The sequence below is a fragment of the Polyangium spumosum genome, assembly GCF_009649845.1.
In the GTDB taxonomy this organism is placed as follows: Bacteria; Myxococcota_A; Polyangia; order Polyangiales; family Polyangiaceae; genus Polyangium; species Polyangium spumosum.
On the sequence record NZ_WJIE01000005.1, the window covers coordinates 569,395 to 587,350 of the forward strand.

General features: G+C 70.4%; 17 protein-coding genes. 10 read left to right on the forward strand and 7 right to left on the reverse strand.

Translation table 11 applies throughout. The features are described from left to right. Nucleotides 1-44: 44 nt before the first annotated feature. Entirely contained in the window at nt 45-971 is a 927-nt protein-coding gene (locus GF068_RS19705; protein WP_153820947.1) for an esterase-like activity of phytase family protein, read from the forward strand. Here the strand turns inward: GF068_RS19705 and GF068_RS19710 are convergent, their stop codons facing one another. Beyond that, on the reverse strand, nt 972-1,841 hold the full coding sequence (locus tag GF068_RS19710) for a serine/threonine-protein kinase (protein ID WP_170319577.1): 870 nt from the start codon (nt 1,839-1,841) through the stop codon (nt 972-974). A gap of 127 nt (nt 1,842-1,968) precedes the next feature. On the opposite strand from GF068_RS19710, the gene GF068_RS19715 reads away from it, so the two are divergent. The 3 genes from GF068_RS19715 (at nt 1,969) to GF068_RS19725 (ending at nt 3,758) form a co-directional block, all read left to right on the forward strand. After that, nucleotides 1,969-2,409 carry a hypothetical protein gene (locus GF068_RS19715; protein WP_153820949.1) on the forward strand — a complete coding sequence of 147 codons (441 nt, stop codon included), beginning with the start codon at nt 1,969-1,971 and terminating at the stop codon, nt 2,407-2,409. Nucleotides 2,410-2,701: 292 nt separating this feature from the next. Continuing rightward, nucleotides 2,702-2,938 carry a hypothetical protein gene (locus GF068_RS19720; RefSeq protein ID WP_153820950.1) on the forward strand — a complete coding sequence of 79 codons (237 nt, stop codon included), beginning with the start codon at nt 2,702-2,704 and terminating at the stop codon, nt 2,936-2,938. 157 nt (nt 2,939-3,095) lie between these two features. Beyond that, entirely contained in the window at nt 3,096-3,758 is a 663-nt protein-coding gene (locus GF068_RS19725; protein ID WP_153820951.1) for an AMIN-like domain-containing (lipo)protein, read from the forward strand. 1 nt (nt 3,759) lies between these two features. On the opposite strand, the gene GF068_RS19730 is transcribed toward GF068_RS19725, so the two are convergent. Continuing rightward, on the reverse strand, nt 3,760-4,617 hold the full coding sequence (locus GF068_RS19730; protein WP_153820952.1) for a phosphatase PAP2 family protein: 858 nt from the start codon (nt 4,615-4,617) through the stop codon (nt 3,760-3,762). A 59-nt stretch (nt 4,618-4,676) separates the two neighbouring features. Between GF068_RS19730 and miaA the strand changes: the two genes are divergently transcribed. Next, a complete protein-coding gene (gene miaA, locus GF068_RS19735) occupies nt 4,677-5,654 on the forward strand; it encodes a tRNA (adenosine(37)-N6)-dimethylallyltransferase MiaA (protein ID WP_240807049.1) in 978 nt (325 codons plus the stop codon). 4 nt (nt 5,655-5,658) lie between these two features. Here the strand turns inward: miaA and GF068_RS19740 are convergent, their stop codons facing one another. After that, nucleotides 5,659-6,639: a BREX-2 system ATPase PglY family protein gene (locus tag GF068_RS19740; protein WP_153820953.1), complete on the reverse strand. Its 981-nt coding sequence runs from the start codon at nt 6,637-6,639 to the stop codon at nt 5,659-5,661. A gap of 72 nt (nt 6,640-6,711) precedes the next feature. Here GF068_RS19740 and GF068_RS19745 point away from each other — a divergent pair, with 72 nt between their 5' ends. Both GF068_RS19745 and GF068_RS19750 read left to right on the forward strand, forming a co-directional pair. Continuing rightward, nucleotides 6,712-7,821, forward strand: a complete 1,110-nt coding sequence (locus GF068_RS19745; protein WP_170319578.1) for a M14 family metallopeptidase — start codon at nt 6,712-6,714, stop codon at nt 7,819-7,821. 14 nt (nt 7,822-7,835) lie between these two features. After that, entirely contained in the window at nt 7,836-9,353 is a 1,518-nt protein-coding gene (locus GF068_RS19750; RefSeq protein WP_153820955.1) for a glycosyltransferase family protein, read from the forward strand. 6 nt (nt 9,354-9,359) lie between these two features. On the opposite strand, the gene GF068_RS19755 is transcribed toward GF068_RS19750, so the two are convergent. From GF068_RS19755 to GF068_RS19765, 3 genes are read right to left on the reverse strand one after another with little or no spacing between them, the layout of a single operon-like run. After that, nucleotides 9,360-9,989, reverse strand: a complete 630-nt coding sequence (locus tag GF068_RS19755) for a hypothetical protein (protein WP_153820956.1) — start codon at nt 9,987-9,989, stop codon at nt 9,360-9,362. Beyond that, entirely contained in the window at nt 9,986-11,191 is a 1,206-nt protein-coding gene (locus GF068_RS19760; RefSeq protein ID WP_153820957.1) for a methanobactin export MATE transporter MbnM, read from the reverse strand. The genes GF068_RS19755 and GF068_RS19760 overlap by 4 nt, the downstream gene beginning before the upstream one ends. 4 nt (nt 11,192-11,195) lie before the next feature. Next, complete coding sequence (locus GF068_RS19765; RefSeq protein ID WP_170319579.1) at nt 11,196-12,083, reverse strand: MbnP family copper-binding protein; 888 nt, start codon at nt 12,081-12,083, stop codon at nt 11,196-11,198. A gap of 249 nt (nt 12,084-12,332) precedes the next feature. Here GF068_RS19765 and GF068_RS19770 point away from each other — a divergent pair, with 249 nt between their 5' ends. From GF068_RS19770 to GF068_RS19785, 3 genes are all read left to right on the forward strand, one after another. Continuing rightward, nucleotides 12,333-14,462, forward strand: coding sequence for a DsbA family protein (locus tag GF068_RS19770; RefSeq protein ID WP_153820959.1), 2,130 nt, complete (start codon nt 12,333-12,335; stop codon nt 14,460-14,462). A 74-nt stretch (nt 14,463-14,536) separates the two neighbouring features. Beyond that, on the forward strand, nt 14,537-15,352 hold the full coding sequence (locus tag GF068_RS19775) for a hypothetical protein (RefSeq protein ID WP_153820960.1): 816 nt from the start codon (nt 14,537-14,539) through the stop codon (nt 15,350-15,352). Between the two features lie 53 nt (nt 15,353-15,405). Further along, complete coding sequence (locus GF068_RS19785; RefSeq protein WP_170319535.1) at nt 15,406-16,428, forward strand: hypothetical protein; 1,023 nt, start codon at nt 15,406-15,408, stop codon at nt 16,426-16,428. Between the two features lie 16 nt (nt 16,429-16,444). On the opposite strand, the gene GF068_RS19790 is transcribed toward GF068_RS19785, so the two are convergent. Then, nucleotides 16,445-17,935 carry a glutamate-cysteine ligase family protein gene (locus GF068_RS19790; protein WP_153820963.1) on the reverse strand — a complete coding sequence of 497 codons (1,491 nt, stop codon included), beginning with the start codon at nt 17,933-17,935 and terminating at the stop codon, nt 16,445-16,447. Between the last annotated feature and the right edge of the window lie 21 nt (nt 17,936-17,956).

Genomic DNA, 17,956 nt, shown 5'->3' on the forward strand with positions numbered 1-17,956 from the left:
CCGAGGATCGGAGACGCGCAGCGTGATCCGGATATCATCGGGCCGTGCGATCCGAACTCTCGCGCCTCCTGCTCGCGTCCGCCGCGCTCTCCCACCTCGCGTGCCCGTCGCGCTCCTCGCCCGTCCCTCTGGGCGACGGCGGCGTGCCGCGACAGATCCTCGTGACCGGGACGGACGCCGTGGGCCTCTCGTCGCTCGCGGTGGGCCCCTCGGGCGCGCTCTTCACGATGACCGAGCGCGTGCCCCTCCTGATCGAGCTCTCGCCGAGCGGCGCTGCGGCCCGGCAAACCCTGGTGAGCGGCGCGCCCGAGGGCCTCGATTTCGAGTCGCTCGCGTGGCTCTCGGGCGACACGTTCGTGATCGGCACCGAGGGTGGTTGCTCGAAGACCGGCGCGGATCGGATCCTGCTCGCGGAGCGCGAGGGCGACGCGGCGCGGGTCAAGCGGACGCTCGACGTCCCGCTCCAGGACTGGGACACGAAATGCGACGAGGGGCACGGCATCGAGGGCCTCTGCGCCGCGTCGGGGCGGATCGTCGTGGCCATCGAGAATGCGCTGAAGGGCGAGGGCTCGAAGCGATACGCGCCGATCGAGCGAATCGACCCGGAGACGGGCGACCGAGCCGCCTTCCGCCTCGCGCTCACCAGCACGAAGGACGAAAAAGGAAAGATCTCGGGCCTCGATTGCCGGGCCCGCGGGGACGACCTCATCGAGGTGCTGGCGGTCGAGCGTCATTTCGCGGTTTCGCGGATCCTCTCCTTCGTCCTGCCCACGAAGGGCCCGGGGGCCTCGGCCCCGATCGAGCCTCGTGTGCTCGTCGACCTCGCGCCGTTTTCGAATGACGGCAAGCGCAATTTCGAGGGGATCGTCTGGAAGGACGACGCCCACGCCCTCCTGATCGTCGACAATCAGTACGGCGAGAAGGTCTCCGGGCCGAACGAGCTGCTCGAGGTGACGCTGCCCGCCCCCTGATCAGCCCGCGCCGCCGCGCCCGAGCATGCCCACGAGCGGCAGCCACAGCTCTCGCACGGTCGGAAAGCGGCGCTCCGGCTCGATGGCGAGCGCGCGCTCGACCCAGGCGTCGATCGCAATGGGCAAATCCGGCCGCAGCGCGTGCAGGCTCGGCCGCTCTCCGCGCGTGCTCATTTTCACCACGTCGATCAACGTCTCCGCGGGGAACGGCACCCGACCGGCGAGCGCGCGGAAGATCACGGCGCCGAGCGCGTACACGTCCGCCGCCGGCGTGACCCGGTCGGGCCGACCTTGCCAGCCCTCGGGCGCGATGTACGACGGCGACCCCACGACGAGCCCGTCCTGCGTGAGCGGCGTCGACACCGCGAGCACCTTGACGAGGCCAAAATCGAGCAACCGCACCGGCCCCCGCGCCGTCGAATCGAGCACGAAGATGTTCGCCGGCTTGATGTCGCGGTGCACGATCCCCCGCTGGTGCGCGACGTCGAGCGTGTCCACGATCGGCGAGAGCAGTTCGAAGAGCCTCGAGCGCGAGAGCCTGCCGATGTCGCGCTCGTGATCGACGAGGAAATGTTCGAAGTCCTTGCCGCGCAGGAGCTCCATCACGAGGTACATCTGCCCGGCCTTCGAGCGGTTCAGCGCGAAGATCTGCACGGCGCTCGTGCCCGACAAGGCGCCCATCGCGCGCGCCTCCCTCCGCAGGCGGGTCGCGAACTCGGGCTCGTCCGCGACCTCGGGGCGCAGGAATTTGACGGCCACGGGCGCACCGATGTCGAGGTCCTCGGCCTCGTAGACGGTGCCGTGCCCGCCTTCGCCGATGCGCCGGAGGATCCGGTACTGCCCGTCGATCACCTCGTTCACCTGAACCATCCGCCGATCCTCCGCGGGGCCGCATGACCGAAGGCCAGGCCGCGGGGCCATCCTACACGGAAACTGGACTTGTCAGGACCGCGGGGCCAAAAGCCTCTATCCGCGACGCACAGCCGGGAGACCCACCATGCTCGAACGTTTCCGCTTCCTCGCCGTCCATCCCCTCAGCCGCGCCGCCGTGCTCCTGGCCTTGCCCTTGGCCTTCGCGGCGTGCGGCTCCAAGGTCGTCATCGACGGCGGAGGCGCGACCGGCGGCGGCGGCAGCGGCGCAGGCGGCGCAGGCGGCAGCGGCAGCGGCGGCGACGATACCCTCCAGTGCGGCGAGGAGCCCAAGATCGGCAAGCTCGTCGCCGTCTGCGTCACCATGGACGGCGACTTTTGCCCGCCCGCGGAGACGAGCCCGGTCCTGCTCGGCACCCTCGCGAAGGTGATGGGCGTCTGCGCCGAGACGAGCCCCGCGGCCTGCTGCGGAGAGCCCGCGCTCCGCCAGGTCGTCTGCGACCTGCCGCCCTCGAACGACGAGTGTTGTTACCACGTCCATTACCTCGAAAACGCGGGTTGTCCCTGAAGGCCGGCCGGCGCGCCCTCCCCCGGCCGGCCCTCCAGAGCTCCCTGCGCCCTCCCGGGTGAAGTAGCCCACGCCGCAGATCGGACATTCCCTGTCCGATCGACCCCTGCATTTCGCTGGAAATTGCCCGCGTCCGCGTTATCATGTGCGCCGTTCAACGGACGATGAACGTGCTGCTCGAGATCGGGCGGGCATGATCCATCGGGCGGATCCTCGAGGGGCCGGGTGATGGCGCAAACACGCGCGCCCGCTGGCGCTCCTGCGATCCGTCCATTGCGTGAGGGAGGTCTTCGTGACGCTCGCGATGCATCATTTCGACGGCGTTCGTATTCGCATGCCCATGCTTGTCGCCGTGGTCGCGGCATTCGTGCTGCTCAGCGCCACGCTGCTCGGCGTCGCCTCGTGGATCGTGGAATCGAAGGGGTCCTCTGCTTCGGGGAGCGCGCAGACGTCGAGCGCGTCGGCCGATGGCGCGCCACATTCGGCGCGCCTCCTCGAGGACCGAGGGCGCCCCGGACGCCGATACTGATTTCCAGCGGGCCCGCGCGGAGCTCCCGCGCGGGCCCGCGCCCGTGTTGACGTGAGGCCGGAGGCCGGCTAATCGGCCGAGCGACGTCGTCCTTACCGCGCGCCCCGAGGCCCTTGCGCCAAGGCCCCTCGCGCCGAACGGACACGGAGCAAATCCCATGCGTACGCCCCTCCTGCTCCTGCTCGCCAGCCCGATGCTCTTCGCCTGCCGCGACGCCGCGCCCGACGCCACGAAGCCGCCGGCCGAAGCCACCACGGCCACGGCGCCAAGCGTGGCCCAAGCGCCCGCGCCGCCTCCCGCCGAGACCGCCGCGCCGGCCCCGACGCCGCCGCCGGCCGCGCCCACGCAGGGGGCGAAGGAGCCCGGGGAGACGGCGCCCGAGGTGTTCGAGGGGACGGCCGCGGCCACCGAAAAGAAGATCGCCGAGGTGCACACGGTCGAGCTCCGCTCGGTCCGGTCCGCGCGCCACGCGGGGTTCGATCGGGTCGTATTCGAGTTCTCCGGGCACGCATTGCCCGGCTACCGGATCGAGTACATCGACAAACCCGTCCGCCGCTGCGGCACGGGCGACGTCGTGGAGATGGCCGGCCAGGGATGGCTGAAGGTCCGCATGACGCCGGCGCGGGCGCACGACGAGGCGGGCCGCCCGACCGTGGGCTCGAGCCCCGAGCGCCCGAAGCTGCCGGTGTTGCTCGAGCTATCGCCGACCTGCGATTTCGAGGGAGAGCTCTCCTTCGTGCTCGGCGTCGCCAAGCCGAACCGGTATCGCGTGCTCGAGCTCCGCGAGCCGCCGCGGCTCGTCGTCGACGTGCGCCACTGATCTAATCGAGCATCCCGCTGAAGCCGACGAGCGCCCCGCCGCTCGGCAGGGGACCCGCGTTCATCCCCGAGAGCCGCGGCCCCGAACCGTCGGCCCTCGGCCGGTGCAGCCACGGCACCACGAAGCCGACGGCCGAGCCCACGATCGCGCCGATCACCACGTCCGAGAAATAATGTTTGTCCGCGGCGATGCGCAGATACCCCGTCGTCGCGGCGATCGTGAGCCCCGTGGCCCAGATGAAGGGCGCCGCGCGGTATCCCTTCAAGCTCGCCACCATCCCGCTCGACACGGCGAGCGAGAACGTGGACGAGGCGTGGCCCGAGAAAAACGAGAGGTTGTTGTCGCGGTTTTTCCGCTCCTCCGCGGTCGCGGGGCCATATTCGAGCAGCGGCCGCTCCCGCCCCACGGTGAACTTCACGATCTGGGTGAGGTCGGCCGCGACGACGAGCGACTCCAGGATCACGAGCGCGTCCGTCCCCCACTCCCCGAGCGTGCCGCCGTTCGTGTACACGACGAGCGCGCTCCCGCCGAACGCGGCGAGGGGCGCGACCCCGAAGAGCCCCACGTCGCTGATCGTGGCCGCCGTCTTCCGATTGTCCCAGCCGAGCCCCCTCGCGATCGCGTCGTCGCCCCCCGGCGGGCTGCACCAGCGGCACGTCGCCGGCGCGATCCTCGATTTCAGGATCTCCGTCGTGATCCACGCGGCGGCGCCCACGCCGGTCACCGTGAGGTCGACCGGCAGGTTCACGCGCATCATCGGGCGAGCGGGCGGCGGCGCGCCCTCGGCCCAGGCGACGGCGGGCGCGGCGAGGCACGCGACGAAGACGAACGAAAACACCGAGCGCGACATGGCGGACATGCGGCAGATGCTACAGGAAGTCCGCGCGCGGAAAGGGAAGACTCCTCGCGAACGCGACCATGCGCCCCGACGATCCCGAACCCCGAGAGGCCCGCACCCCGGGCGAGCGCGACGAGCCGAACGAGATGGCGCAAAACGCCCCGTCGTGGCGCACGATCGAGCCGCCACGCGAGGGCGAGCTCGTCGTCGTCGTCGGCCCCACCGCGAGCGGCAAGACCGAGCTCGCGATCCGCCTCGCCGAGCGCTTCGGCGGCGAGATCATCAACGCCGACAGCGTGCAGATCTACCGCGGCTACGACGTCGGCTCCGGCAAGCCCACGGCCGAGGAGCGCGCGCGCGCCCCGCACCACCTCGTCGACGTCGCCGATCCGCTCGTGCCCCTCGACGCCCAGACCTTCGCCGAGCTCGGCGAGCGCGCGATCGAAGACGTGAGGCGCCGCGGCCGCGTGCCCATCGTCTGCGGCGGGACGTTCCTCTGGATCAAATCCCTCGTCTTCGGCCTCGCCCCCGCGCCGCCCGCCGATCCCGCGATCCGCGCGCGCCACGCCGCGTTCGCCGAGGCCGAAGGGCGCGCGGCCCTGCACGAGAAGCTCGCCTTGGTCGACCCCGAGAGCGCCGCGCGGCTCTCGCCGAACGACCTCGTCCGCGTGAGCCGCGCGCTCGAGATTCACGAGCTCTCCGGCAAGCCGCAGAGCCAGTGGTTCGCCGAGCACGGCTTCCGCGAGAAGCGCCACGACGCGCGCCTCGTCGGCGTCGCCTGGCCCCGCGAGACGCTCGACGCGCGGATCCGCGCGCGTGTCCGGGCGTGGCTCGACGCCGGCTGGATCGACGAGGTGCGCGCGCTGCTCGACGCGGGCCACGCCGCGGCGCGGCCCATGGGATCGGTCGGCTACAAGCAGGTGCGCGCGCACCTCGAAGGCTCGATACGGCGCGAGGAGCTCGAGGACGCCATCGTCCGCGCGACGCGTGTCTTCGCGCGCCGCCAGCGCACGTGGCTGCGCGACGAGCCCGTGCTTTACGTCGCGCTCGACGCCTGACGCTTCACGCGCCCTTGTCGCTCACGTCGAGCATGACCGAGACCGAGAGCAAGATCGGCCCCTTCGCGGCGTCGAGCTTCTGCTCGGCCTCTCGCATCGCCTCGACCAGGAGCGCGCGCGCCGTCTTCTTGTCGGGCGTCGATCCTCGCCGCTCCACGACGATCCGCGCGAGCGGCAGAGCGCCCTCCGAGGTGAGCGTCTTCGTGAGCGCCTTGCGCCTCGTGCTGTCCGGGCGCGCCCGCGTCGCGCTCGGCGGCGGCGTCCCGCGGGAGGCCTCGATGCGCACCTCCGCGGGCGCCACGACGCTCGCGAGCACCGTGCTCCTCGCGGGCGCGCCGTCCTCGAAGTGAACGAGCGTCGGGCCTCCGTCCGCGCTCGGCGTGCCGCTCAGGAGGTAGGCCTGCGCCGCGCCCGCCACCATGCGCAGCTCCACCGAGAGCGACCTGCGCATCTCGTCCTGACGCAGGATCGATCGCGCCTCGCGCAGGTACTTCGCGGCCGAGAGGTCGTGCTTCTCGCGCCCCGCGAGCTGCTTGAGCACGCCGAGCACGAGCGGATCCTCGAGCGTCTCGAGCGAGTCGTTTGCGGCGCCGAGGCTCGCCTGCACGGCCGACGAGCTCGTCTCGAGCCGCGCGGCGGCGAGCGCCTCGACGATCTCGCGCGCCTCGCGCAGCGTCTTGCTCGTGATCGACTCGCAGAGCGCCCGCGCGCTCCGGGCCGTGCGAAGCCTGTCCGCGTCGGGATCGACGCCGAGCTCGGTCGCGCGTGCTTCGAGCGCGTCCACGAGCCTGCGCGCCGCGGGCGTGATGGCGCGGACGACCTCCAGCGCCTTGCGCCCGAGCTCCTCCAGGCTCTTCGCGGAGAGCGTGCGCTCCGTGAGGGTCACGCCGAGGATCCCCGTCCCCAGAACGACGGCGCGCGCCCATGTCGTCGGCTCCGGCATCCCGCCGCCGCTGCTGTCGCTGCCCGTCCTGCTCTTCGCCATCCGACCTCTCCGCGGCCGAGTATAGGCGAGATCGCCCCCCGCGCGTCCGCGGTTCGTGGCATGATAATCATCATGCACGTCGACGCCGACCTCTGCGGCGGGAGCATTGTCGTGTCGGGCCACCGCCCCGGGGCCGAGGCGGAGCTCTCCTTGCGCGCCGACAGCGCCGCCGGGATCCGGCAATGGTTCCATTTCCGCGTGCGAGGCGCCCTCGACGCGCGCCTCGAGCTCTCCATCGTCGACGCGGGCCAGGCGATGCACGCCGACGCCTTCCGCGGCTACCGCGCGCTTGGTTCTTACGATCTCGAACGATGGTTCCGCGTCCCCACCGATTTCGACGGCCGTCGCCTCGTCCTGCGGCACCGGCCCGATCACGACACGGTCCACTATTCGTATTTCGCGGCCTATCCCCTCGATCGGCTGTCCGCGCTGCTCGCGGTCGTCGATCGCTCGCCGCGGGCGCGCGTGCTCTCGATCGGGGCGAGCGTCGAGGGGCGCCCGATCCACCTCGTCGTGCTCGGCGAGGACGGCCCGGGCAAGCGCCGCTTGTGGATCGCGGGGCGCCAGCATCCGGGCGAGACGATGGGCTCGTGGTTCGTCGAGGGCGCGCTCGCGCGGCTCCTCGCCGAGGACGACCCGGTCACCGACGCGCTGCTCGGCGAGGCCGTGGTGTACGTCCTGCCGAACCTGAACCCGGACGGCAGCACGCGGGGCAATTTCCGCACGAACGCGGCCGGGCGTGATCTCAATCGTGAATGGCACGCGCCGAGCCGCGACGGGAGCCCCGAGATCCTCGCCGCGCGTGGCGTCATGGAGCAGGCGGGCGTCGACCTCTTCCTCGACGTGCACGGCGACGAGCACGCCGACGTCGCGTTCGCCATCGGCTGCGAGGGCAACCCGGGGTTTTCCGAGCGCCTCCACGACCTCGAGCGCCGCTTCGCGCGGAGCCTCGCCCGGCGCGAGGGGGGTTTTTCTTCGGAGCTCGATTATGGCTCCGACGACCCGGGCAAGGGCGACCTGCGAATCGGCAACAACTGGGTCGGCGAGCGCTTCGATTGCTTGTCCATGACGATCGAGATGCCTTTCAAGGAAGGCCCGAGCGGCTTCGGCCCCGATCGCGCCTCGCAGCTCGGGCGCTCCTCGCTCGAGGCCGTGCTCGAATCTTTGGGCGTGCTGCGCTAGGGTAGCGCCCCTCGATGCTTGCTCGGCTCCACTCCCTTTGGCGGCGCCTGCCCGCCTTCCTCGGCCGCGCCCTCCCGTGGCTCGTGGCCTTGGGCGCCTCCGCGTACCTCGTCATCTATCTCGTGCTCGCGATCGTGCACCTCCGTTATCCCTTCGAGCTCGAATGGATGGAGGGCGGCGCGGTCGACCACGTGCGCCACATCCTCTCGGGCAAGCGCCTCTACGACCGCCCCACGATCGAATTCGTCCCCTTCATCTACACGCCCCTCTACTTCTACGTCTCGGCCGCCGCGAGCAAGCTCTTCGGCCTCGGCTTTTTTTCGCTCCGCCTGGTCTCCTTCCTCTCCTCGCTCGGCTGCCTCGGGCTCATCGCCCTCTTCGTCCATCGGGAGACGAAGAGCCGCCTCGCCGCGGTCCTCGCGGCGGGGTTGTTCGCCGGGACGTACCGCGAGAGCGTCGCCTTCATGGATATCGCGCGGGTCGACTCGCTCGCGCTCCTCCTCTTTCTCGGCGGCCTCTACGTGCTGCGATTCCGCGAGGGGCTCGGCTTCCGGCTCCTCGCCGTCGCCTTTTTCCTGCTCTCGTTCCTCACGAAGCAATCGATGCTCGTGGCGGCGGCGCCGCTCGCCGTGTACGCCTTCTTCGCCGACGGCTGGAGGCGTGGGCTCGCTTTTGGCGTGGCGCTCTTCGGCGCCATCGGGCTCTCGACCCTGGCGCTCGACCGCCTACACGGTGGCTGGTTTCGTTATTACGTCTTCTTTTTGCCCTCGCAGCACCCGCGGGTGCCGGCGATGTGGGTCGATTACTGGATCGAGGACCTCTTCGCGCCGCTCGTGATCTCCTTCGTCGCGGCCCTCTACTGGCTCGCGGCCTCGGGCGAGGGGGCGAAGAAGGCGCGCCTCTTCTGGTTCTTCGCGGCGGCCGGCGCGCTCGGGACCTCGTGGGGCGGGCGGCTGCACGCCGGCGGCTGGCCGAACGTGCTCATGCCTGCGTTCTCCGTGCTCGCCATTCTCTTCGGCCTCGGCGTCGCCGCGGCCCTGGAGAGCGCCGGTAATGCCCCCGAGGCCCATCGCGCCCGCCTGCGCGCCGCGGCGTTTGGCGTGGCGGCCCTCCAGCTCGCCTGCGTCGTCTACGATCCTCGCCGCTTCGTGCCTTCCCGCGGCGACGAGAAGGCGGGCCACGCGTTCGTGAAGACGCTCGCCGCCTTGCCCGGAGACGTCTGGGTCCCGGCGCACGGCCACCTCCCGGCGCTCGCGGGCAAGCGCCCGTTCGCGCACGAAATGGCGATGCAGGACATCCTGGGCATCGGCGGCGGCCCGGCCGGGATCGCGCTCCGGAACGAGATCCGCGAGGCGCTCGAGGCGCGGCGCTTCGGCGCGGTCCTCCCGGACACCGATTTCTACAAGAAAGAGATCAACATGTTTTACGCGCGAAACGAGAGGGACAAGCCGCTCTTCTCGGGGCGCGATTTCTTCCCGGTGACGGGTTTGCCGACGAGGCCGCGGGGGGTGTGGCGCCCGCGGCGGCGCTGAGGGCGCTCACGGCCCGATCAAAAACGTCACCGCCTCCCCCGCGAACGGCCCTCCGTCCTGCGCCACGCGGTTGTCCTCGAAGATCGCGTTCGTCACGACGAGCGTCACGGGCTCCCCGGTGAGCGCGAGCTTCGTCCACGAGGCCGCGTCGAACGTGTACGAGAGCTCGGTCGTGAAGACACGCACGAGCTCGGGGCTCTTCGGCGTCGAGAACGAGAGCAGATACGCGCGCCCGTTCACCGGCGCCCCGTGCGCCCACGCCTCGCGCGGGCCCCAGAACGACGAGACCACCTTCGCGGCCCTGACAAACCTCTCTCCGGGCGAGACCTCGCGCGACGCCGACGATCCCTTCACGTGCCATTCGATCGTCGGCGGCACGTCCTTCGGCAACGTCGCGCCCGCGGCCGGCGTATCGACCACCACGCCTTGCGCGGCGTCCGTCTTCGACGCCGCGAGCAACATCGCCGCGAGCGCCTCGTCCGTCGCCGCGCCTGCGTAGATCACGCCCGAGAGGTCCGGCCCGGTCGGCTCGGTGGGGCCCTCCGCCTCGCCTCCGCCACACGCGCCCACGCTCGTCCCGACGAACACCACGCCCGCGAGCATCAAGATCCCTGCGATTCGTCCGATTTTTTTCACGGCGATCCTCCCGCGTCGTCCTCTGTCCACGGATCCGAAAAACGAGGGTCCACGAGCAGCGCCTCGTCCGTCAGCGCCTCGAGGAAGGCGATCACGTCGGCCTTCTCCTCCTCGGTCAACAAAAAGCCGCTGATGAGCTCGCTCTTGTACGGGTTCTGGCTCCCCACGCCCGCGTTCGGCCCGTCCGCGATCGTGCGACCGCCGGCCGCGTAATGGTCGAGCACCTCCGAGAGCGTGGTGATGCTGCCGTCGTGCATGTAGGGCGCCGTCAGCGTGATGTTGCGCAACGTCGGCGCGCGGAACCGGCCCATGTCGGTGGACACGCCCGTGATCTCGTAGACCCCGCGGTTCTCCTCCGGATACGCGCCCGTGCCGCCGAGGTTGTACAGGCCCGTGTTGTGGAACATCGTCTCGGTGAACGTGCTTCCGTCGTGCTCCACGGAGTCCGAGAAATTGAAGCCCCCGTGGCAATGGAAGCACTCGAGCTTCTCCGAGAAGAAGAGCTCCTTGCCCCGCTTCTGCGCGTCCGTCAAAGCCTTCGCGTCGCCCCCGTAGTTGTGACGATCCCAGGCCGAACGGTAGGAGATCACGGTGCGCTGGAAGGCGCCGATCGCGCGGACCACGTTCGAGATCCGCACGGGATCCGCCTCGCCGGGGAACGCCTTCGGGAAGAGCGCCTCGTAGATTGGCTCCTTCCGCAATCGCTCGAGGAGCACGTCTTCCTTTCCCGCGAGCCCGAGCTCGACCGGCGTCTCGCCGAAGAGCGGCAGGAGCGCCTGCTCTTCGAGCTCCGTCATCAAGGGGTTCGCCCAGGTGAGCGTGGACAGATACCCCACGTTCACGATCGACATGCTCCCCCGCGGGTGCACCTCGCCCGTCGAGCCGATCCCGGAGGGACGCCCGTCCGTGAACGCGAGCTTCTGCTCGTGGCACGACGCGCAGCTCTGCGTCTCGTTCCCGGACAGACGTTTGTCGTAAAAGAGGCGCCGACCGAGCTCGACCTTGTCGGCCGACATCGGGTTCTCCTCCGGCACCTTGGGCTTCGGGTACCCCGCGGGCAGGCCAAAATCCCAGGCCGCGGGGGCCGGGGGCTCGGGCGGCAGAGGCCCCTCGCCCTCCCCGCCGCAGCCAGCGGCGGAGCCGAACAGCAAAAGGACGGCGATCGGGCCGCGCGCGGCGGTGGAGAGGGTGAGGTTTGTCATGGATTCACTCCACCGAGAAGAGCTTCTGTTCGTCCGGATGAACCGAGCCGTCGTCCACGTGAATGCCGAGCCGGCCCATGACGGCCTGGCATTCGGGGTCGTCGAAGCCGCCCATGCAGCCCGGCGCGCCGCCCGCGTTCTGCGAGAGGTCGCTCTCCGCGACGAGCGCCGCGTAATCGACCACGAACTTGCCCGTGAGCGGATCGTAGTCGGTCAGGCGCACCTCGGGGCGGTTCGGCCGGTCGCAGGCCGTGACGACCCCCGACCCGTCCTCCGTGCACCCCGTGCTGCCGATGTGCACGTTAAAAGCCCCGCCGCCCGCCGTGGGCGCCGCGTCCACGCGGAGGAACTTGTACCCGCCGTTCCAGTTCCAGAACAGCGCGCTCAGGTTGAGCGGCGAAGGCGCCGTCGCCGCGTCGGCGTGGTTCAGCTCGAAAGGCACCCCGACCTTGAACGTGATGCCCTGGTAGCTCCCGGCCTGCACCCGGCCCTTGATCGTGGTGTTCGTCTCGCTCGTGCCGTTCGCGCAGGCGCCGGTTTTGTCCTCGAAATCGAGGAGCGCCAGGTCCTCGTGTTGCCAGAGCCCGTCCTGCGTGAGATCGACCGGGAACTCGCTGCCATCCTTGCGCAGGAGGCGCACGTCGTGCACGTAAAGCCGAAAATCGGTGATCTGCACCTCGGTGTTCGTGCTGCCCAGGGTGTAGGTATCGGTGCAATCGAAGACCTTGTCCCCGACGCGCCCCTCGAACGTGATCTCCACGTCCATGAGCGACGCCCCGCCGCCGCTTCCGCCACTTCCGCCACTTCCGCCGCTGCCGCCGCTTCCACCCGCGCCGCCGCTGCCCTCGCCGTCGCCGCCGCATCCGGCGACGAGCCCGGCAAAAAGCGCCACGACGAGCCACGTTCCCCTCGAAGTACCAAGTTCACAAGTCACGTCTCACCTCCGTCCGAAAGCCATGCACCGGTTCCTGCGGTCAGGCAATGCGACAAATTGATGCATCCCCCGTGCCACGCGGCCCCGGGCTCTCCTTCGGCCGCGCCGCGCATTGACGGAAGCGGTACGCCCGGGGGATGTTGAAGCCGCGCGGATCGGCGCGCAAGCCGCGTGCGTCGCGTTCGGGTTTCTTGTAGGGTGCCGGCCATGCTCGTGAAGCTCTACCGAATCGGGTTCGTGACGGCCCTCTCGGCCGCAATCGCCTGCGGCCCGGCGCCTGCGCCGCAGGCCGCCTCGCCCGGCGCCGGGTCCCAGGGGCCTTCGGATCAGGCTGGTGCTGCCCAAGAAGGCGCCGAGAGCGCGGACAAAGGCGCCGCCCTCCCCCGCGCCGCGCGCGCCGGGGGCGAAGGCGACGGCGAGCTCGCCGTGGCAGGCAGCGGCCGCGGCCCGCGTGACGACGTCGGCGGCTTCCCCCCGCGGCCCGTGGCCCCGGCGGAGGTCGGCAACTGGACCGGCGGCAACGAGGTCGACACGGGCGAAGGCGCGAAGAGCCCGGTGCCCGTCACGGCCGCGGATCCGAGCTGGGGCAGCCCCAAGGCGCCCGTCACGATCGTCGCGTTCTCCGACCTCGAGTGCCCCTTCTGCGGGCGCGCCGCGGGCACGCTCGCCGATCTCGCCCGGATCTACGGCAAGGACCAGCTCCGGATCGTCTGGAAAAACTTCCCCCTCGATTTCCACAAGAACGCGCGCCCCGCGGCCGAGGCGGCGATGGCCGTGTTCAAGCTGAAAGGCGCGCCCTGGTTCTGGGCCTATCACGACGCCCTCTTCGCCGGCCGCATCGATCCGCAGGTGATCGACGGCTCGCTCCCGCGTGGCCTCACCCGCAAGAACATCGACGCGGCGCTCGCGAGCGGCGACATTGCAAGGAAGGTCCAGGACGACATCGACCTCGGCAAGAAGGTCGGCGTCATGGGCACGCCGGCCTTCTTCATCAACGGCGTGCACCTCTCCGGCGCGCAGCCGGTCGACAAGTTCCGCGCCATCATCGACGAGCAGATCGCGGCCGCGCGCAAGGCGACCGCGGGCGGGACGGCGCCCGAGAAGGTCTATGCGGTGCTCTCGGCGCAGAACTACCAGAAGCCCGAGGACCGGCCCGACGCGCGGCCGAGCCAGCCTGCGGAGGACACGAAGACCGTCTGGCGCGTGCCCGTCGACGGCTCGCCTGTCCGGGGCAAAAACACGGCGCTCGTCACGCTCGTGACGTTCACGGATTTCCAGTGCCCGTTCTGCATCAAGGTCACGCCGACGCTCGAGCAGCTCGCCCGCGATTACGGGGACAAACTCCGCATCGTGTACAAGAACAACCCGCTCCCGTTCCACAAGGACGCCGAGCCCGCGGCCGAGCTCGCGCTCGAGGCGCGCGCGCAGAAGGGCGACGCGGCGTTCTGGAAGGCGCACGACCTGCTCTTCGCCCAGAATGGCAAGCTCGCGCCCGAGGACCTCGAGTCGGTCGCCAGGAGCCTCGGGATCGACCTGAAGAAGGCGAGCGCCGCGATCGAGAACAAGAAACACAAGGCGCGTATCGAGCAGGACCAGGACCTCGCCGACGACGTGCAGGCGACCGGCACGCCGCATTTCTTCATCAATGGGCGGAGGCTCGTGGGCGCCCAGCCGATCGACAAGTTCAAGGCGCTCATCGACGAGGAGATCACGAAGGCGGAGGTGATGGTCAAGAAGGGCACGCCTGCGGCGAAGCTCTACGACACCCTCATCAAGGACGGCAAGGCGGCGACGTTCGAGAAGGTCCCGGTCCCCGCGGTCACGAAGGACAACCCGAGCCGCGGCCCGGCGAACGCGAAGGTCGTCGTGCAGATCTTCTCCGATTTCGAGTGCCCGTTCTGCAAGCGGGTCGGGCCCACGCTCGACGAGCTCCAGGCGGCCTTCCCGGGCAAGCTCCGGTTCGTCTGGCGAAACAAGCCGCTGCCGTTCCACAAGAACGCGATGCCCGCGGCGATGGCGGCCATGGAGGCCTACAAGCAAAAGGGCAATGACGCATTCTGGAAGATGCACGACGCGTTTTTCCAGGACCAGACGCAGCTCGACCGCGCCGGGATCGAGAGGACGGCCGCCGCGCTCGGGCTCGACGTGCAGAAGGTCCTCGCCGCGATCGACGGGCAGACGCACAAGGCGCTCATCGACGCGGACCTCGCGGCCGCCGACAAGGCCAAGGTCTCGGGCACGCCCGCCTTCGTGATCAATGGGTACTTCATCTCCGGCGCGCAGCCCCTCGGCAAATTCAAGAAGGCCGTGAGCCTCGCGCTCAAGGAGGCGAAGTAGCCGCGTCGGGTCTTCGACGCGGCCCGCCCTTTTCGGGCTTTTGCCTGGCACGGCTCTTGATATTCTCGTCGCCGATGCGCAATCGCCTGCTGCTCGGCCCCGCCCTCGCCCTCACCACGATCACCTTCGCCGCGCGCGCGGAGGCGCAGCCCGCGGACGTGGCTCCGCCGTCGCCGCCGCCTCCTCCACCTGCGGCGACGGCGCCCGCTCCGCCCCCGCCGGCGGCTCCCCTCCCGCCTCCCCCGGCGGGGACGGCTGCGAACGGGGCTTCGCTTCCGCCGCCGCCGGCCCCGCCGCCGGGCGCCGCGCCGTACGCGCCGTATCCCCCGGGAGCGTATCCCCCGTATCCCCCGTATCCCCCCGGGGCGTATCCTCCTCCGCCGAACGGCGCCTGGGGCCACAACCCCGCGCTCCCCGGCTGGAGCACGGCGGGGTCCACGCGCACGGTGACCCGCTGGTATGGGTGGCAGACGTTGATTGGTGTCCTCGCGGGTGACCTCATCACGCTCGTCGGCCAGGGGAGCGCGGTCTCGTACCTGGGCGTCGTGGGCCACGTCTTCAGCGGGCCGATCGTCCACTGGGCGCACGGAAACGTCGGCCAGGGTTTCGCGAGCCTCGGCCTCAACGTCGGCGCTCCGCTCGGCGGGGGTCTCATCGGGATGATGGCCGGCGCGGGCGACGGCCTGGATGCCCTGGGGTACGCCGCGATCGGAGCCCTCGTCGGGTATTTCGCCGCGCCCATCATCGATATCGCCGCCATGTCGACGGAGACGGTGGAGGTCCCGAACACGCCGAAGAAGGGAGCGCGGGCGCTTTGGCCGAGCTCGGTCACGGTCGTGCCCATGATGGATCAGAATCGAGCCGGGCTCTCGCTGGTCGGGCAGTTCTGAGCGGCGACGCCGCCCCTTTACAGCGCCGTACGAATGCCCGATCATCGGCGACCATGAAGACATCCTTGCTTGTGGGCGCGGCCGTTCTGGGCGTGATCATCGGGACGGCGTCGAGCTGTACGCTTGGCAGTTACACCCCTCCTGGCGCGAGCGGCGGCGAGGCGGGCAGCGGGGGCGGCGGGGGGAGCGGCGGGAGCGGGGGCGGAAACGGCGGCAATGGCGGGGGACAGGGAGGAGGCGGCGGCCTCGGTGGGAGCGGCGGCCTCGGCGGGAGCGGCGGCGCGGGGGGCGGCGTCACGGAGTGCAAACTCGACGCGGAGTGCCCCCAGGTGCAATGTCACAACCGCTACTGCGACGGAGGCATCTGCAAGTACAAGCCGATCGACCTCCCCGATACGAACCAGAAGCCCCAGGCGACCGGGGATTGCAAGAAGCATGTGTGCATCCAGGGCCACCTCGAGGTCGTCGCGGATCCGACGGATTCCCCGAACGACGGGAACGACTGCACGGACGACTTCTGCGTCGAGGGGATGATCGCCCACAGCCCCGACGCCACCAACGATTGCAATTACAACAACCTCGTCCCGGGCCACTGCGTCGGCAACGATAACAGCAAGACCGCCTCGTGCGTGCAGTGCGAGGTCAGCGAGCACTGCGTGGCTCCCCTGACGAAGTGCGATGCGAATCACTGCGTCGGCGAGCTTTGCCTCAACGGCGTCAAGGACACGGCCTTGGGCGAGAGCGACATCGACTGCGGCGGCCCGTGTGCTCCCTGCGAGGTGGGCGAGAGCTGCAACATGGGCACGGATTGCGCGTCGGGCGTCTGCGACGGCTCGGTGTGCTCGCCTCCGACCTGCTCGGACGGACTATCGAACGGCCACGAGACGGGCAAAAATTGTGGGGGGCCGGATTGCGAGCCGTGCTTCGCGAGCGAGCGCTGCGCGAAGGACGACGACTGCAAGTCCAAGGTCTGCCGGGACGGCGTCTGCAAATCCCCGGCGTGCGCCGACGGGGTCCAGAACGGACAGGAGACGGGTATCGATTGCGGTGGCTCGTGCCAGATCCTGTGCCCCTGATCCAGCGCGCCGCGCCTCAACCCAGGACCTTCGCCCACGCGTGCACGGGCTCTCCGGAGGCGGCGCGCTCCTCGTAATGGGCGAGCATCCGCCGGAGCGCCTCCTCTTTCGAAAAACGAGCCCCGAGCGCCTCGAGCGCCGCGCGTTGCCAGCGCGCGCCCGTTTGTCGAGACCGTACCCGCTCCAGGAAGACGCCGAGGAACCGGTCGGCCTCGTCTTCGACGACACCCGCGCCGAGCAGGCCGCTCCGGGCGAGGGGCACGAGGCGCTCGCAGAGCGCGGCGATCGGGGTCGCGCGGGGCGAGGGGGGCTCGTCGCTCGGATAAGGCACGATCGCGTCGAGCCCATGCTGGGCCGCGCGATAAAAGGCGTGGCGCGCGAGCTCGAAGGGATACGCCGGCAGGAGGTGGTCGACCTCGGGCGCGAGGCCGATCGTCACGCCGAGGAGGAAGGCGGCGCTCGCGAGCATGTCGATCACCGTGGGACCGGCCGGCAAGGCGCGAAACTCGATACGAAAATGGCCGCCGCCCGCAGGATCGTAGACCGCGCGGTTCCAGCGCCACACGGTGCCGTGGTGCAGGCGCAGCTCGGCGAGCTCGGGCACGCCGCCCGATTGAAGGGTTTTCCGCGCGTCCTCGCCCCCGAGCACGGGCAGGAGCGGGGCGTAGAGCCGGACGCTCTCGGCGAAGAGCTCGGCGGCCCCCTCGCGGACCCAGCCATAGCCGAACGAGACGCGTGACGGCGGGTGAAACGCGGCCGGGGCGTCGAGGCGATCGTCGACGGCCTGGCGGAAGAGCGCGATCCGCGTCTCGTCCCAGAGGCGATGGCCGATCAGGATCGGCGAGTTGCCCGACGCGGCGAGGGCCGGGATCGTGGCGATCTGCGCCGCATTGTAATACCTCGAGAAGCTGCCGGGCGGGACGCGCAGGTGGACCTGGAACGAGGTGCCGGCGCCCTCCATCGCGACGTCGTCCGTGTCGAGCGCGAGCGGATCGTCGCCGTGAATGCGGACGTGGAACGGCCCGCCGCGCAGGCGTCGGATGCGCTTTCCGAGGGCGCGATACCGAGGGACGTCGGTCATCTCCGCGGCCGTGAGGTCCTCGCGGCGCAGCGTGGGCAGGATGCCGATTGGCACGATACGCCCGCCCTGGTCCCGGGCGGCGCGGTTGATCTCGGCGAGCGCGCCTTCGAACTCGGCCACGAGGGCCGAAAACGGGCGGCCGGCGAGCGGACACGGGCGGGCGTTGAACTCGAGGTTGAACCGATCGAGCTCGACCGTGAAGCGAGGATCGACGGTACGCGCGAGGACCTCGCGGTTTGCTGGCAGGGGCAGGCCGGCCGGATCGACCAGGAAGAGCTCGAGCTCGGCGCCGACCGTGGCCGGCCCCTCGCCGAAGCCGGGCCGCGAGACGAGCGCGTCGAGGACGTCGAGCTCGTCCCGCAGGCGCTCGGAGAAACGGACGAACTCGTCCTCGCTGAAATCGTCGCGCGTGATGAGGAGGCCCATACCCGCCGAGCTTTGAGCTCG